Here is a 15,137-nt window from a genome sequence, read left to right as displayed (position 1 = left end):
GCAGGGGGGTTTTAAATCCTTCTTCTCATCAAATCAAATATTGTGATATATTATCTATACTATTATCCAACTCTCAGGAGCTGAAAATTTTAACTTTAAGATTTATTTATCAAAGATTTAGACCTTACTTGATTTTACTTTTTTTCTCACTTTTAGGAAGTCTAATAGAAGCTGGAAGCTTATCAGGACTTACATTTATCGTAAAAGATGTCATAGATAAAGTTTTTATAGAAAAAAATTTAGAAAAGTTAAAACTTATAATCCTTTTAATCTTAGGACTGGCTATTTTAAAACAAATCGGCTTTATTCTAAAAGAGTATCTTTTTCCCCTTGCACTTGCAAAAGTAGTAAAAAACATTAGAGAAGAGATATTTAATAAGATTATAAATGCAGACTTTTCTGCTTTTTTAGGGAAAAAGTACGGAGATATTCTAAGTAGAGCTACAAACGATGTAGAAGCATTTAGAAACTCAATGATTTTTTTAGGAATAGACCTTTTTACTCAGATTTTTACCGTAGTTGCAATGGTTTTTGTTCTTGTTTATATGGACTGGAAGCTGTTTGCTATATTTTTAGTGGCAACACCACTTTTTGCCTTATCTTTTAACTACTTTGGAAATAAAAGAAAAAAGTACTCTCAAAAGCTGCAAGAATCAGTATCAGAGTATACTCAGTTTTTAAACCAAGTTATATCAGGACTTGAAACAGTAAAACTGTTTAAAAAAGAGTTTATAATCAACATCTTTGAAAAGATTAATCAAACATTTTTTAAAAATCAAAGAAAAAATGCACTATACGACGTTTTTTTTCTTTCTTCTATTGAAGTTGCATCTTACTTTGCAGCTTCTGGGATAATACTTTACGGTGGAATAAGGATAATAAATGGAGAGTTAACAACAGGAGAGTTATTTTCTTTTTTATCTGCTCTACTTATACTTGTTAACTCTATTCAGATACTTCAAAGAGGTTTACTTCAAGTAAAAGTCATAACCCCTATTGTAGAGAGGATTTTGTTTGTCTTAAATCTACCTCTGGAGAAAGAAGATGGAGAAAATTTTGAAACTTTAAAAGATAAAATAAAGTACGAAAATGTAAGTCTAAAAATAGATAGCCACTATATTTTAAAAGATGTAAATGTAGAAATAAAAAAAGGTTTAAAAGTAGGTATTGTAGGTCCTACAGGTAGTGGAAAAAGTAGTTTTGTGAAGCTCCTTTATGGAATTTATAGAAACTATGAAGGAAAAATATTCTTAGATGATAAGGAGCTTAGAGATTACAGTATTAGGTCTTTAAGGGATAAAATAGCGGTTGTATCTCAAGATGTTTTTGTGTTTAACGATACCGTAGAAAACAACCTTAGAATAGTAAAACCTGATGCAACTCAAGAAGAGATTACTCAAGCTTTAAAGCTTGCAAAAGCTGACTTCGTTTTTAAACATAAAGACGGTATAAAAATGGTTGTAGGAGAAAGAGGAAGTAGTTTATCTGGCGGAGAAAGACAGAGAATAGCAATAGCAAGGATTTTCTTAAAAAATCCAGAGATAGTCATAATAGATGAAGGGACTTCAGCTTTAGACACAGAGACAGAAAAGTATGTAATGGAGAGTATTTACAGCCATTTTTATGATAAAACAGTTCTTATTATAGCCCACAGGTTAAAAACGTTAGAAAAGTGTGATAAAATCCTATTTTTTGAAAATGGCAGACTGATAAAAGAACGGTCGTTTAAAGATTTAAATCTTTAATTAAATTTTTAGTGTAGTTGTAGCCAATTTCTATAGCTTCTTTTGCCTTCCAAGTTGCAAAAAGAGGGATTTTTACAAGGTCTGGAGGTTGTATAAAAAGATTACAGTATTTTTTCCGTGATTCTATGTTAGACCGAATTGCAAGGTAAAAGCTTCTTATTCCTATCGAAATAACATTACTAAAATCCTTTTCTTCTGGTAAAAATGGGTTTACTTCACTGCCTATAATATAGTGGGTTTTATCAATTAAAGGCTCTACAGGTAGGTTATTCATAACACCGCCGTCAACATAAAAATGATTTCTTATTTTTACAGGTTTAAACATTACTGGAATAGAGCAAGAGGCTTTTATTATTTTTACTACATCTCCTTCACTAAAAAAATCTATGTTGGCAGTGTTTAAATTTGTTGCAGAAACGTACAAAGGAGTTTTTAACTCTTCTAATTTTTTATATGGTATATATTTTCTAAGAAAATCTTCAATACTATCTAAACTAAAAAAAGCTTTTTTTGATAGAGATGGTTTTATCATAGTTGTAAAGTTGGTTTTGAGAGCTATCTCTTCCATTTCCTTGGGAGTATAGCCACTACAGTAAAATACACCTATGATAGAACCTGCACTTACCCCAGAGACAAAGTCTGGCTTTATTCCTCTTTCTTCAAGGGCTTTAAGGACGCCCACGTGGGCAAGCCCTCTTACAGCTCCTCCTGATAAAACTAATCCTATTTTCAAATTACTCCCACTCTATCGTTGCAGGAGGTTTTGAAGATATATCATAAACTACTCTGTTTACGCCTTTGACTTCATTTATTATTCTTCTCATAATTGTGTCTAACAGGTCGTAAGGAAGTCTTGCCCAGTCAGCTGTCATACCGTCACTACTCTCTACAGCTCTAACTGCAATAACTTTTTCGTAAGTTCTGTAATCTCCCATCACTCCTACTGTATGGATTGGAAGTAAAACTGCAAATGATTGCCATAGTTCTTTATACAACCCTACTTTTTTAATCTCCTCTAAAACAATCGCGTCAGCTTCTCTGAGTATATCAAGACTTTCTTGATTTACTTCTCCTATTACCCTTATAGCAAGTCCAGGACCGGGGAATGGTTGTCTGTATATTATCTCGTCAGGAAGACCAAGCTCTTTTCCAAGCTCTCTCACTTCATCTTTAAACAGCTCCCTTAAAGGTTCAATTAATTTTAAATTCATTCTTTCAGGAAGACCTCCAACGTTGTGGTGGGTTTTTATAACTGCTGAAGGTCCTTTTACCGACACACTTTCAATAACGTCAGGATATAAAGTTCCTTGGACTAAAAACTCTACGTCTTTCAACTTTTTAGCTTCTTCTTCAAAAACTTCTATGAAAAGGTTTCCTATTATTTTTCTTTTTTGCTCTGGGTCAGTTATACCTTTTAAAGCGTTTAAAAATCTTTCTCTTGCATCTACTACTATTAAAGGAATATGGAAGTTGTCTCTAAATGTTTTTTCTACCTGTTCTCTTTCTCCTTTTCTAAGTAAGCCGTTATCTACAAAAATACATGTAAGGTTATCTCCAATGGCGTTATGAACTAAAACAGCTGCAACCGATGAATCAACCCCTCCAGACAATGCACAAATAGCTTTTTTATTACCTACCGTCTGTCTTATCTTTACAATCTCTTCCATAAGGAAGTTGCCCATAGTCCAGTCTTGTTTACAACCACATATTCTAACTGCAAAGTTTTTAAGGATTTCTTTTCCTAATAGAGTATGACTTACTTCTGGGTGGAATTGAACTCCCCATATTTTCTTTTCTTTATTTCTTACCGCTGCATAAGGTGCATTAAAAGACCTTGCAAGGATTTCAAAACCTTCTGGGAGTTTTACAACCTTATCTGCGTGGCTCATCCAAACGTGAGTAAACTCAGGAATTTCATAAAATAAATCTTCGTGATTTAAAACTTGGATTTCAGCTCTTCCATACTCGTGTTTGTCTGCTTTTACAACTTCACCACCAAAGTGATGGGTTATAAGTTGTAAACCGTAGCATATACCAAGTATAGGCAGTCCTAAATCGTAGACTCTTTCATCAGGTTTTGGTGCATTTTCTTCGTATACAGACGCAGGTCCTCCAGAAAATATTATCCCTTTTGGGTTATGTTTTAATATCTCTTCAACAGGTGTATTATAAGGAAGTATCTCACTGTAAATATGTAGCTCCCTTATTCTTCTTGCTATAAGTTGAGTATACTGAGAGCCAAAATCTAAAATTACTATTCCTTGATGCATTAAAAACTCCTAAATAAAGAATTTTTTATAAATATTATACATCCTTAGCTTTTTCAAATAAAGTTAATGACACTCTGTTAGATATTAAACTATTCTAAATTTTCAAAATTAAAAGCTTTTTTACTTTCAAATAACATTTTAATATACTTTTCAGTGTCTATAAATTTTGGATACTTTATGTAGATTTCGTATGGCATTCCTTTATATTCTTTAACATAGATTATGTTTATTTTTTCCCCTGGATTTACTTTTATTCCTTCTTTTACCAATGTACCTACCGTTTCCGATATGTCCGTTCTTTTTTGATACTCAAATACTTCCTTAGAATTTCTTTTTACTACAACTAATTTTTCAATTTTTATATCACCATTTTCTAACATATTTCTATATTTCTCTGTTATCTGATCTATTAACTGCCTCTTATCTAGGAGTTCTTTTTTGTTTTTAGCAGTTCTTAAAATATTTAAAACTTCTTCTTGATAATCTTTTATAAAATCCGGTGTATCATGTCTTCTTATCTCTATTCCTCTAATTTTTAACTCTCCATTTTTAAATTTTCCATAGTATCTATTTGGAACAGATATATCATCTAATTTTGAGGATAAAAACACTATCCAGTCGTATATTCCTTCAAGGTTGATTTTAAATCCTATATTTTCCTTAGCTATTCCTTTAAACTTTTTGTTTATAACTTTGTTTATCTTTTCTTCTAAATTCTTATAATCCAGCTGATTTACATTTTCTTTATAGACCCATATAGAATCTGTTAAACCATGAAGAAATTTATAACCTTCTCTTTCAGCCACTTCTTTAGCAGATAATAGCATCATCCTTCCTATTGCTGTTGTTGCTTCGTGGGATTCAATCCTTCCGAATATTGCATTTTTGTATCCGAGGTATCCAAAGCTTACTACAAGAAGCCATTTTAATGCAATTTGTCTTTTTTCTTCTTTTAGTTGTTTCAATTTTTTTCTTCTAAGTAGTAAAAATCTTAGTACTTGTGGGACTATTCCTAATTTTTTAGTACATACTCTGTAATTTACATAAGGAAGTCTTGTTTTACATTCTGAGTGTTTACAATTTATTGTTTCATAAGATAAGTTGTAATTGAGTATTATTGATGGATACATTGAGAAAAAATCAAGTTCAGCCACGTTTTCATGAATTCCTTTTATTGGTCTGTATGTTAAACCACCTTTGTCTATTTTCATAAGTTCTTTTGCGGTTTTAGTATCTTCTGAAATGCTTTTTCTATATGGAATTAAATATCCTTGTTGAAATGCCTTTTTCATTTCCATGGATGTAATCGGTGTTCCGATTGCTGATCTTGCTAACTTTTGAACCGGAAGAGACGATATTCTTGATAGTTCTATTATCCCTTCAAAACCTACTTCATTGTAAAAGAAAGAGTTTTTCTTATCTATGTGAATTCTTCCCCTTAAATACACAGAAGGATCCCTGTAATAAACTTTTCCATAAGATTCAAAACTTACACCTTTTGATCTATATGATATTTTATCAATGTTTAAACTCCTTACATTATTTTCAAGCAGTTTTGGTAGGATAATACTATCTCCGTATTCTGTTATGACGATATCTGGATCAAATTTTTCAATAAGATTGTTTATGTATTCAACATCATTATCCACTATTATTTCATTTTCTCCTTCAATCTTAACTGAAATTGGAGGAAGTGTTTTTATATATTTTGGATTTTCTCTATCTATTTCAAATTTTAGATAAATTTTCTTAAGATAAGGTATTTCATAATTTATTTTACTAACATTGTCATTTCTTATCCATTTATTTCCAATTACTTTAAATTTAAAAAATGGAAATATATCTTTTTCAAACATAAACAGCTGTTCTGGAGTGAGTTGAAGATTGTAAAATATACCTTCTTCAATTAATGGTGTTGATTTTAAAAATAAAATTAATTTGTTATGAATTAATGGATTTTTAGATACTATTTTAAAAACTTCTAATTCTCCATTAATTAAATCTTCTTTTATTTCTATAGTTATTTTTATATTGTTTTTAAACGCATCATAAAGATGTTTTACTATCTTTTTGCTCTCTTTTGTTTTTAAGAGGAAAAAGTAAGGACTAAAACTTTTCTTTATTTTAAATTTTTCTCCTTTTTCTGATAAAAACCATAATGTAATTCCTTCAGGATTAGAATATATATCTAAAAGATAAACATTTTTATGTTCCATTTTTTAGCTGGCTTTTTAGATTGTTTATTTCTTTCTTCATTTCTATAAGCATTGAAAGTAATATAGCTTCCATGGGATAAAATTTATTTGATTCTCCAATTGCAGTAGCATGAAATTTTGCGTATGAAAATAGTTCATCAAAAATTTCTCTATCATCTTTTCTCAAAGCTTTTCTAAATTCTGACCAGCTTTCTTTTTCTTTTAAAACAATTCCAGTAGGAGATGGCATTAATCTACCCATTTTTAATACCTCCGCTTTTTTTAATAGTTAATATTTTGTTTGTAATAAAAAATATTTTTTTATCTATACTCTTTATCTGTTCTAAAAGGTATTCCTTAAAATACTCTTTTTCTTTTAGAGATACGCAGCTATTATCTATTAGCCTTTCTATCCCTGAAATAAAGATATAATCAAAAATTTTTGCTTTCTCTATTGCAGTTTTTAAATGGTGTATGTTAAATACCCTAATTACAAAGATTCTTTCAAGTATTTTTAGATGATCTTTTTTATGTTTTCTTGCTATTTGTGTTATTAGATAAGGGTCAAACTTATGACTACATTCTATAAAACAAACTTTTAACCCGTTAGACGCTAAATTAAAAATTAATTCGTGATATGTTGCTTTATCAGCTGTTATTTTTTTCCAATTATTTTCAGATTTTCCTATCAATTTAACCCTTCCTTTTTAATTGTGATTTATAATCCCTTATTATTCCTCTTACAACTCCCTGTATTCTTACCCTCTCAGATTCAAAATACATTGGTTCAAAATTTGGATTAGCAGAGACAAGCTTTACCATTTTATCTTCAAAATATACCTTTTTTAAGGTCGTTTCCTGATTATCTATTAAAACAACCGCTATTTCTCCGTTTATTGCAGTTTGTCTATTTTCTACAATGATTATGTCTCCGTTTAAAATATGCTCATCAATCATTGAGTTTCCTTTAACTTTAAGAGCATAACAGTTATGAGAATCTAATAGATTAGATATATCTATAATTTCAAATAAATCATTAACAGCTTCTATTGGATTACCCGCAGCTATATATCCTATTATAGGAAAAGACCATACATTATAAGATAATTCATAAATTCCTCTTTTTACTTTTTTTAAATACCCCTCTTCAACTAATTTTTCCAAATGCTCGTGTACTGTAGATACAGCAGATATATTAAAATGTGATGCTATTTCTTTTAATGTTGGAAATCTTCTGTTTCTTTTATAAAAGCTTTCAATAAAATTAAGTATTTCTTGCTGTTTTTTACGCATGCATATATTTTCCTTTTTATTTATACTCACTATTTTTATTATAACCGAAAAAAAACCGAAAATCAAGAGGCTAAATTTTTGTTATATTTGAATTTCACTTTTAGTTATGTTTAACTATCTATCTGAACTTTCTTACCATATTTATGGTGGTGGCAATGGATAACATAAAAATAGAAAAGATTATAAGAAGCAACAGAAAAACGGTAGCCCTTCAAATAACAGATGATGCAACCATAATAATAAAAGCACCTTATCATGCGGATGATGATACTGTGTTAAAGTTGGTTGTGAAACACAAAGGATGGATAGAGAAAAAGTTAGAAGAGATAAATAAAAGAAACTCAAAATCAGGTAAAAAAGAATTTATAAGTGGTGAAGAATTTTTATATCTTGGAAACTATTACAAGCTCACGATAGCAGAAAATCAAAACAAACCTCTCATTTTCAATAATGGCTTTTATTTGTTAAAAGATTATCTACCAGTAGCTAGAAATATTTTTATTCAGTGGTACAAAGATAAAGCATACAAAAAGATAAAGGAAAGGGTAGAATTTTATGCTCAAAAAAGAGGATTTAAGTATAACTGTATAAATATAACAAACGCTCAAAAAAGATGGGGTTCGTGTTCTCATAATAATAATCTTAACTTCTCTTGGAGACTTATAATGGCACCTTTACCAGTAATTGATTACGTTGTAGTCCACGAACTTGTACATATAGTAGAAAAAAATCACAGTAAAGATTTTTGGAGCAAAGTAAAAATAATTATGCCAGATTATGAAAATTATGATGGCTGGCTTAAAAAAAACGGACACACTTTAAGAATCTAACTTACTTTATCAATCTTTTAAGTTTAGGGTCTAAAGCGTCTCTTAAGGCATCTCCCAGCAAGTTGAAGGCAAGAATAGTTAAAAATATTGCAACTCCGGGAGCAAGTATCCAAGGATAAGAGGAGATGGCAGTGATGCTCCTTGCAGAAGAGAGCATATTACCCCAGCTTGCATATGGCTCTTGTATTCCAAGCCCTAAAAGGCTTAACGCACTTTCTCCCAGTATGTATCCAGGTATAGAAAGGGTTGCAGCAATAAGTAGATAAGAAAAAGTGTTTGGTATTATATGTTTTGTTATAATTCTGAAAGACGATGCCCCGTAAGATTTTGCAGCTAATACGTACTCTTGCTCCCTTATAGATAAAACCATTCCTCTTATAACCCTTGCCAGTCCAGCCCAACCAACAAAAGAAAGTATTACCACTATTAGCAAAAACACTTCTACAGAAGATAAAGTTATTGGAAAAACAGCTCTTAAAGCAAGCATAAGATAAAATCCGGGAAAAGACATTACTATTTCAGACAACCTCATAAGAATGTTATCAACTTTCCCACCAAAGTATCCAGCTACTCCACCTACAATAGCTCCAATAGTAAAAGAAAGTAAAACGCCTATTATACCAATAGATAAAGATATGCGAGATGCATAAAGCATCCTTGAAAATATATCTCTCCCTAAGTTATCAGCTCCTAAAAGAAAAATCTTACCTTCTTTTACGCCAAAAAGATGTAGGTCTGTTTTTATAAATCCAAGTAAGTAATGCTCATGCCCCCTTACAAAAAACTCTACTGGATATTTAACATCGTAGTTTACTTTATAACTTTTAAAAACAGGGTCAACAAGGTCGTATTTGTAAACAAAAGGTCTTAAGTGAAAATTTCCTTTTTCATCAAAAAAGTGAATTTGAGTTGGTGGATGGTAAGGAGTGTCCCTGTGTTGAATATCGTAAGGATAAGGTGCTACAAAGTCTGCAAACAAGGCTGAAAAGTAGAATATACCAAGTATGTACAAAGATATGTAGGCAAACTTATTTTTTTTGATGTATTTAAAAACTTCTTTCACTTTAGTATTCCTTCCACTTCTCTTTGTCTTATTCTTGGGTCTAACTTTGCAAGAAGCAAGTCAGCTATAAGATTCCCTACAATGAGCATTATTGAGCCTATGTAAAGTCCACCCATTACAAGATACAAATCCTGAGATAAAACAGCATCAAGCATAAGCATACCCATTCCCGGCCAGTTTACAATAATCTCCACTAAAGCAGCTCCTGAGAGTAAAGATGCTATCTCAAAGCCAAGGATAGTTATAAATGGGTTTAAGGCGTTCCTTAATGCGTGTTTTAATACAACCTGCTTTTCAGATAAACCTTTTGCCCTTGCAAAAAGAACGTATTCTGATACAAGAGCTTCAATCATAGCACTTCTAACAAGTCTTATCAATCCAGCTAAAGATGTAATAGCAAGGACAAAAGCAGGAAGGCTAACATGCCACACTCTATCTAAAATTTTCTCCCAAAAAGGCATATTTTCATATCCAGGACCTGTAGCTCCTCCAGTTGGAAGTAAACCTGTTTTTACAGCAAAAAAAAGTAACAAAAAAGCCAAAAAGAAAGAAGGTAAAGACATAAACGTAAATGAGAATATCTGTATAAATTTATCTACAACAGAGTTAGGCTTTAAAGCTGCAAATATACCCAGAGGAACTGCCAGTAGCCATGCAAGTAAACCAGAAGTTATTGATAAAAATAAAGTATTAGGTACTCTCTCTTTTATAAGCTCTAAAACTGGCATGTTATAACTAAAAGAAAAACCAAGGTCAAAAAGAATAGCATTTGAAAGCCATTTAAAGTACTGGATAAGGATAGGTTGGTCTAACCCGTAAGTTTGTTTTAGTTTTTCAATTGTAGATTCAGATATTTGAGGGTTCATTCTCAGCTGGTCTAAATAGTCTCCCGGTGCCATCTGGATAATAACAAAAGAAAGAAAAGTGATCCCTACTATAAGAGGGATCATCTGAAAAAGTCTTTTTAAGATGTAAAGTATCATCAGTATTTTTTCATAAGTTTTTTAATGTTTGAGACTGCCTGCCTTATTCTTTTTTCGTTTTCAACTACTGCAAATCTAACATAACCTTCTCCGTGCTCTCCAAAGCCTATTCCCGGAGCTACCGCTACCTTTCCTTCTGTTAGAAGAAGTTTGCTAAACTCTATTGAGCCTAAATGTCTAAATTTTTCTGGAATTTTTGCCCATAAGAACATAGTTGCTTTAGGTTTTTCTACAGGCCACCCAGCTTTATTTAGCCCATCTACTAAAATATCCAACCTCTTAGAGTAAGTATCCCTTGCCTTTTCTACAACAGAGTAATCCCCTTCTAAGGCTATTATACTTGCTACTTGAATAGGTGTAAACGTTCCGTAATCAAGGTAGCTTTTAAGTCTTTTAAGGTTATACACAAGTGTTTCATTTCCTAAGACAAAAGCAACCCTCCATCCTGCCATTGAAAAACCTTTCGTCATAGAGTACGTTTCAACTGCAACATCTTTGGCTCCTTCTACTTGTAGAATACTTGGTGCTTTATAGCCATCATAACACAGGTCTCCGTAAGCAAGGTCGTGGATTATCCAGAGATTTTTCTTTTTAGCAAAAGCCACTATCTCTTTAAAAAACTCCAAATCTACAGTCATAGTTGTAGGATTGTTAGGAAAGTTGAGGATAAGGACTTTTGCCTCAGGGTAAGAGTCTTCATAAGTTTCATAAATATTTTTTAAAAACTGTTCTTGTTTTTCACTATCAGAACCTTCTAAAGGTAGTGGTACGGTTAAAACACTTGCTCCTGCTATTACTGGTGCGTAGTAGTGAATAGGGTATCTTGGACTTGGAACCATTGCAATGTCTCCCGGTTCAAGCATTGCAAGCATCAAGTGAGCCAAGCCTTCCTTGGAACCTATCGTCATTATCACTTCTTTTTCTGGGTCAAGGTCTACGTCATATCTTTTTTTATAAAAATCTGTTATCGCTTTTCTAAGCCTTGGTATTCCTTGAGACATTGAGTATCTGTGGGTTGTTTTCTTTTTTGCAGATTCACACAGCTTTTCTATTATGTGAGGTGCTGGTGGTAAATCCGGATTTCCCATACCAAGGTCTATAATATCTTCTCCTTCTTTCCTTAGTCTTGCTTTTAAATCGTTTACTACAGCAAATACGTACTGTGGAAGTCTTTTAATTCGTGGAAATTCTTCAGGCATTCTATCACTCCTTTATAAGTTATTCTAAAACTGTCATTGGGTCTAAAGGTGTTACATTTTTTCTAACTTCAAAGTAGATACCGCAGTTGTCTGAATTTTTCAACTTTCCTGCAGTTCCAATCATCTCTCCTTTACTTACAACTCTTCCTTCTTTTACGTTAATACTGTCTAAGTATCCGTAAACTGTCGTTAGTCCATTGTTATGTCTTATTACAACTAAATTACCAAATGCTTTTATTCCATCTCCTGCATATATCACTTTACCATCTTCAGACGCTTTTACAGGAGCTGCACAATCTGTTTGAATATCTATTCCTAGATGTCTTACTTGATCATCATTTTGGAAAGGTGCAACAACTTTTCCTTTTACAGGCCAATCTAATTTAACACCTAAATTATTACCGTTAGCAACTTTAGGTTCAACTTTTTTAGGTAGGGGTACTTCTTTTGTTTGAGTTTCTTCTTTGACTCTTGTCTCTTCTTTTATAGTTTCATGCTTATCCTCTACTACTATGTTTTTTGAAGAAAGGATGTCTTCTCGTGCGACGCAGATTTTTTGTCCTGTTTCTACATATTTTACACTTGATGGTAAATTATTAATATTCCTAAGTTTTCTTGAAGATGTATGGAACTTTCTTGCTATCTCATCCAATGACGTTTTCTTTGTAGGATTGTAAATGATTGTACAGTTTTCTAAATCTTCTGTTTTAGATACTTTTTCTTCTACTTTTTCTTTTTTAGGTGCTATACATACTTTACTTCCTGCTTTTAACCATTGGTTTGATGGTATATCATTTAATTTTTCAAGTATAGATAAATCTACACCTGTTTTTTTTGATACATGTTTTAACGTTCCACCTTTTTTTAAGGTGTATACTTCACATTTAGAGTAGTCTATTTGAGGCGTTGCCTCTTCTTCTTTTTTCTTAGCTGACCTTTTTACAGGTATTTTAAGCTCATCACCTGCGAATATTTTTTCGTCTTTCATACTGTTGTAATCCATAATCTCTTTTACCGTTAACCCGTACTTTTTGGCTATTGTTTCAAGGGTATCACCTTTTTTAACTGTGTAAGTTTCTTCTGCTACCTCGTGTTTTTTCTTCTTCTCTTCTTTAGAAGTTTTTACAGGTATGTTTAACTTCATACCTTCTTTTAATTTTTTTTCGTCTTTAAGATTATTAGCTTTTTTAATTTCCTCAACACTTATGTTATATTTTTTTGCTATTTTTTCTAAAGTATCGCCTTTTTTAACTTTATAAACTTCAGCCATAGCTATAATAGGAACTAAGGCTGATACTAAACCTATTTTAATACTCGATTTTAAACTCATCAAATCCTCCTTCTTTTTCTAAAAATTCGTATCTGATACCATTAACACTTGCTAAAGGTGGTCCATTTTCTATGGCTTGGAAAAAGTTTTTTAAAGTCTCTTCGTCAGCTTCAGCTAAAACTTCAACTGTTCCATCAGGAAGATTTCTTACAAAACCTTTTACGTTCATTTGGTCTGCTACTTTTTTTACAAATTTTCTAAATCCTACACCATGAACTCTTCCTGCAAATATTATATGTAGTTGCATTTTCCTACCTCTTTAAGTAGTTATTTTTTAAAAAAATTACAAATTCTTGTGGGTTATTAATATCAAACACTGTCTCGTACTGGTAGTAGTCTGTTATAACACCAATCAATCCATCTTCCTTATTTATCATCAACTGTCTATTTTCTTCTTTTCGTATCACTTCAAACTTGTCGATACCTTTTACAGTTTTAAATCCTTCTACTATTATAATATCTACGCTTTGGGTCGTGAAGTTTTTTATAAAGTCAAAAAGTGTATAATCTTGCAGTCTTACAAAAGATGATACTTTATCAGGAGATGCTACTATAACTTGCTTTGCTCCAGCTTGATATACTTTATAACTGTCTTTTCCTTCTGTGTCTGTTTTTGCCTTCCCTTTTGGGTCGTGTTTTATATAGCAGACGTTGAAGCCTTCTTCTGACAGAATGTTTACCACTTTCTCTATAAAAGTAGTCTTTCCGCTGTTGTGAGCTCCTACTATTGCTATTACTGGTTTATCCATGGGTGTGTTTTATCAGTGTGTATATTGTTTTTTTCAAGTTTTTTCTATCTACAACCATATCAATCTGTCCTTTTTCAAGTAAAAACTCTGCTCTTTGGAAGCCTTCTGGTAGTTGCTGTCTTATTGTTTGCTCTATAACTCTCGGACCTGCAAATCCTATTAAACTTTCTGGCTCTGCTATTATAATGTCTCCTAAAAATGCAAAACTTGCAGAAACACCGCCCATAGTTGGGTCTGTTAAGACTGATACGTAAAGTATTCCAGCTTTGTTTAGTCTGTCAATAGCTATAGCTGTTTTTGCCATCTGCATAAGGGAGAGTATGCTTTCTTGCATTCTTGCTCCACCAGAAGCTGCAACTAATATAAAAGGAATCTTTTTTTCTATTGCAAACTCAACACCTCTTACAAACTTTGCCCCTACAACACTTCCCATACTTCCACCCATAAAGTTAAAATCCATAGAGGCTATCACTACCTCTCTATCGTAAATAAGACCGTTTGCAATTATTATTGCATCGTTTAATCCTGTTTTTTCTTGATATTCTTTAATCCTGTCTTTGTACCTTTTTGTATCTTTAAAGTTAAGTATATCAACAGGCTTTATCTTAGAGAAAATGTCGTAGGAATAAACTTTATCTAAGAGAGAGTCTACTCTTTCTTTTGCAGACATTCTAAATGTATAACCACAGTGGGGACATATTTTTAGATTTTTAAGAAGGTCTTCTATGTAAAGAAGTGTTTTACACTTTTCACACTTAATCCAAGACCCTTCTTCTATTTTTAACTTTCTTCTTCCTTTTATTTTGTCGATAAAATCTTTTAAGCCCATTTTCACTCCTTAATAACAGCAGCTGTAAGTATTCTACTTTCAAAATCTCCGTTTCTGTAGGAGAAAAACTTCCCACTACACTTTGTACACTCTCCAATATCGTAAATATCTTTTACAGAGAGTTTTTTCAGTATACTTATAGCTACAGCAACTAAATCTAAGTAAGGTTTATCGTTGTATATTTTATAAAATTTATCGGATATATTCAAATCGTTTACAAACTGTTTATCAACTTCATAACAACAACCTCTAATACAGGCACCAATAAATGCCTTAACGTTTTTATCTTTAAAAAGACTAAAACCATTTTCTATAATACCATCAAAAAGTCCTCTCCACCCTGCGTGTATAACTGCTAACTCTTTACTGTTAAACAGCACTATCGGAATACAGTCTGCAGTAAGAACACCTATAGCTGTATTTTTTTTGTCTGTGTAAATACCATCACATTCCTGAGTTAAGTCTTCTTCTATCTTTACAACTTTATTTGAGTGTTTCTGGTTTGGTATGTGTATAGTATCTACATTAAGATGATTCTTTAAAGGTAAACGGTTTTTTTCCTCTCTCTGATTTAAATCTTGTTTTTCTGTAAAAGCTATTAAAATGTTATCAAACGTATAAAATCTCATAAAAAAATTATACCACTGTGAT

16 protein-coding genes are annotated in these 15,137 nt (G+C 31.8%); 2 read left to right on the top strand and 14 right to left on the bottom strand.

Going from position 1 to position 15,137, the window contains the following annotated elements:
- Window positions 1-128: 128 nt before the first annotated feature.
- The gene (locus tag Q385_RS09040; RefSeq protein WP_245596379.1) at window positions 129-1,745 is read left to right on the top strand and encodes an ABC transporter ATP-binding protein; all 1,617 of its coding nucleotides are present in this window, start codon (window positions 129-131) and stop codon (window positions 1,743-1,745) included.
- On the opposite strand, the gene Q385_RS0107715 is transcribed toward Q385_RS09040, so the two are convergent.
- The 6 genes from Q385_RS0107715 to lexA form a co-directional block, all read right to left on the bottom strand.
- Complete coding sequence (locus Q385_RS0107715) at window positions 1,726-2,478, bottom strand: patatin-like phospholipase family protein (protein ID WP_028951111.1); 753 nt, start codon at window positions 2,476-2,478, stop codon at window positions 1,726-1,728. The two genes, Q385_RS09040 and Q385_RS0107715, sit on opposite strands and share 20 nt — an antisense overlap.
- 1 nt (window position 2,479) lies before the next feature.
- Complete coding sequence (gene guaA / locus Q385_RS0107710) at window positions 2,480-4,015, bottom strand: glutamine-hydrolyzing GMP synthase (protein ID WP_028951110.1); 1,536 nt, start codon at window positions 4,013-4,015, stop codon at window positions 2,480-2,482.
- Window positions 4,016-4,104: 89 nt separating this feature from the next.
- Entirely contained in the window at window positions 4,105-6,231 is a 2,127-nt protein-coding gene (locus Q385_RS0107705; protein ID WP_028951109.1) for a DNA polymerase domain-containing protein, read from the bottom strand.
- Window positions 6,221-6,472 (bottom strand): DUF8156 family protein, encoded by a 252-nt coding sequence (locus Q385_RS0107700; protein WP_028951108.1) that lies wholly within the window; start codon window positions 6,470-6,472, stop codon window positions 6,221-6,223. Before Q385_RS0107700 ends, Q385_RS0107705 begins: the two co-directional genes overlap by 11 nt.
- Window positions 6,465-6,902 carry a P-loop NTPase family protein gene (locus Q385_RS0107695; RefSeq protein WP_028951107.1) on the bottom strand — a complete coding sequence of 146 codons (438 nt, stop codon included), beginning with the start codon at window positions 6,900-6,902 and terminating at the stop codon, window positions 6,465-6,467. The genes Q385_RS0107700 and Q385_RS0107695 overlap by 8 nt, the downstream gene beginning before the upstream one ends.
- A gap of 1 nt (window position 6,903) precedes the next feature.
- Window positions 6,904-7,533: a transcriptional repressor LexA gene (gene lexA, locus Q385_RS0107690; RefSeq protein ID WP_245596378.1), complete on the bottom strand. Its 630-nt coding sequence runs from the start codon at window positions 7,531-7,533 to the stop codon at window positions 6,904-6,906.
- A gap of 125 nt (window positions 7,534-7,658) precedes the next feature.
- On the opposite strand from lexA, the gene Q385_RS0107685 reads away from it, so the two are divergent.
- Entirely contained in the window at window positions 7,659-8,333 is a 675-nt protein-coding gene (locus Q385_RS0107685) for a M48 family metallopeptidase (protein WP_028951105.1), read from the top strand.
- Window position 8,334: 1 nt separating this feature from the next.
- Here the strand turns inward: Q385_RS0107685 and Q385_RS09035 are convergent, their stop codons facing one another.
- Genes Q385_RS09035 through Q385_RS09030 form a run of 8 tightly spaced genes read right to left on the bottom strand, consistent with a single transcriptional unit; the run spans window position 8,335 to window position 15,115 of the window.
- Entirely contained in the window at window positions 8,335-9,396 is a 1,062-nt protein-coding gene (locus Q385_RS09035) for an ABC transporter permease (protein WP_084609422.1), read from the bottom strand.
- Window positions 9,393-10,379, bottom strand: coding sequence for an ABC transporter permease (locus Q385_RS0107675; RefSeq protein ID WP_028951104.1), 987 nt, complete (start codon window positions 10,377-10,379; stop codon window positions 9,393-9,395). Before Q385_RS0107675 ends, Q385_RS09035 begins: the two co-directional genes overlap by 4 nt.
- Window positions 10,379-11,578 carry an aminotransferase class I/II-fold pyridoxal phosphate-dependent enzyme gene (locus Q385_RS0107670; RefSeq protein ID WP_028951103.1) on the bottom strand — a complete coding sequence of 400 codons (1,200 nt, stop codon included), beginning with the start codon at window positions 11,576-11,578 and terminating at the stop codon, window positions 10,379-10,381. Before Q385_RS0107670 ends, Q385_RS0107675 begins: the two co-directional genes overlap by 1 nt.
- A gap of 19 nt (window positions 11,579-11,597) precedes the next feature.
- On the bottom strand, window positions 11,598-12,908 hold the full coding sequence (locus Q385_RS0107665) for a LysM peptidoglycan-binding domain-containing protein (protein WP_028951102.1): 1,311 nt from the start codon (window positions 12,906-12,908) through the stop codon (window positions 11,598-11,600).
- Window positions 12,886-13,155 carry an acylphosphatase gene (locus Q385_RS0107660; RefSeq protein ID WP_028951101.1) on the bottom strand — a complete coding sequence of 90 codons (270 nt, stop codon included), beginning with the start codon at window positions 13,153-13,155 and terminating at the stop codon, window positions 12,886-12,888. Before Q385_RS0107660 ends, Q385_RS0107665 begins: the two co-directional genes overlap by 23 nt.
- 4 nt (window positions 13,156-13,159) lie before the next feature.
- Window positions 13,160-13,657 (bottom strand): molybdopterin-guanine dinucleotide biosynthesis protein B, encoded by a 498-nt coding sequence (mobB, locus tag Q385_RS0107655; RefSeq protein ID WP_028951100.1) that lies wholly within the window; start codon window positions 13,655-13,657, stop codon window positions 13,160-13,162.
- The gene (gene accD / locus Q385_RS0107650) at window positions 13,650-14,486 is read right to left on the bottom strand and encodes an acetyl-CoA carboxylase, carboxyltransferase subunit beta (RefSeq protein WP_028951099.1); all 837 of its coding nucleotides are present in this window, start codon (window positions 14,484-14,486) and stop codon (window positions 13,650-13,652) included. Before accD ends, mobB begins: the two co-directional genes overlap by 8 nt.
- Window positions 14,487-14,488: 2 nt before the next feature.
- Window positions 14,489-15,115, bottom strand: a complete 627-nt coding sequence (locus tag Q385_RS09030; protein ID WP_051524425.1) for a purine nucleoside phosphorylase YfiH/LACC1 family protein — start codon at window positions 15,113-15,115, stop codon at window positions 14,489-14,491.
- Between the last annotated feature and the right edge of the window lie 22 nt (window positions 15,116-15,137).

It is taken from the genome of Sulfurihydrogenibium subterraneum DSM 15120, assembly GCF_000619805.1.
In the GTDB taxonomy this organism is placed as follows: Bacteria; Aquificota; Aquificia; order Aquificales; family Hydrogenothermaceae; genus Sulfurihydrogenibium; species Sulfurihydrogenibium subterraneum.
Note: the sequence above shows the minus strand (reverse complement) of the source record. Positions and strands in the feature narration are given on the sequence as shown.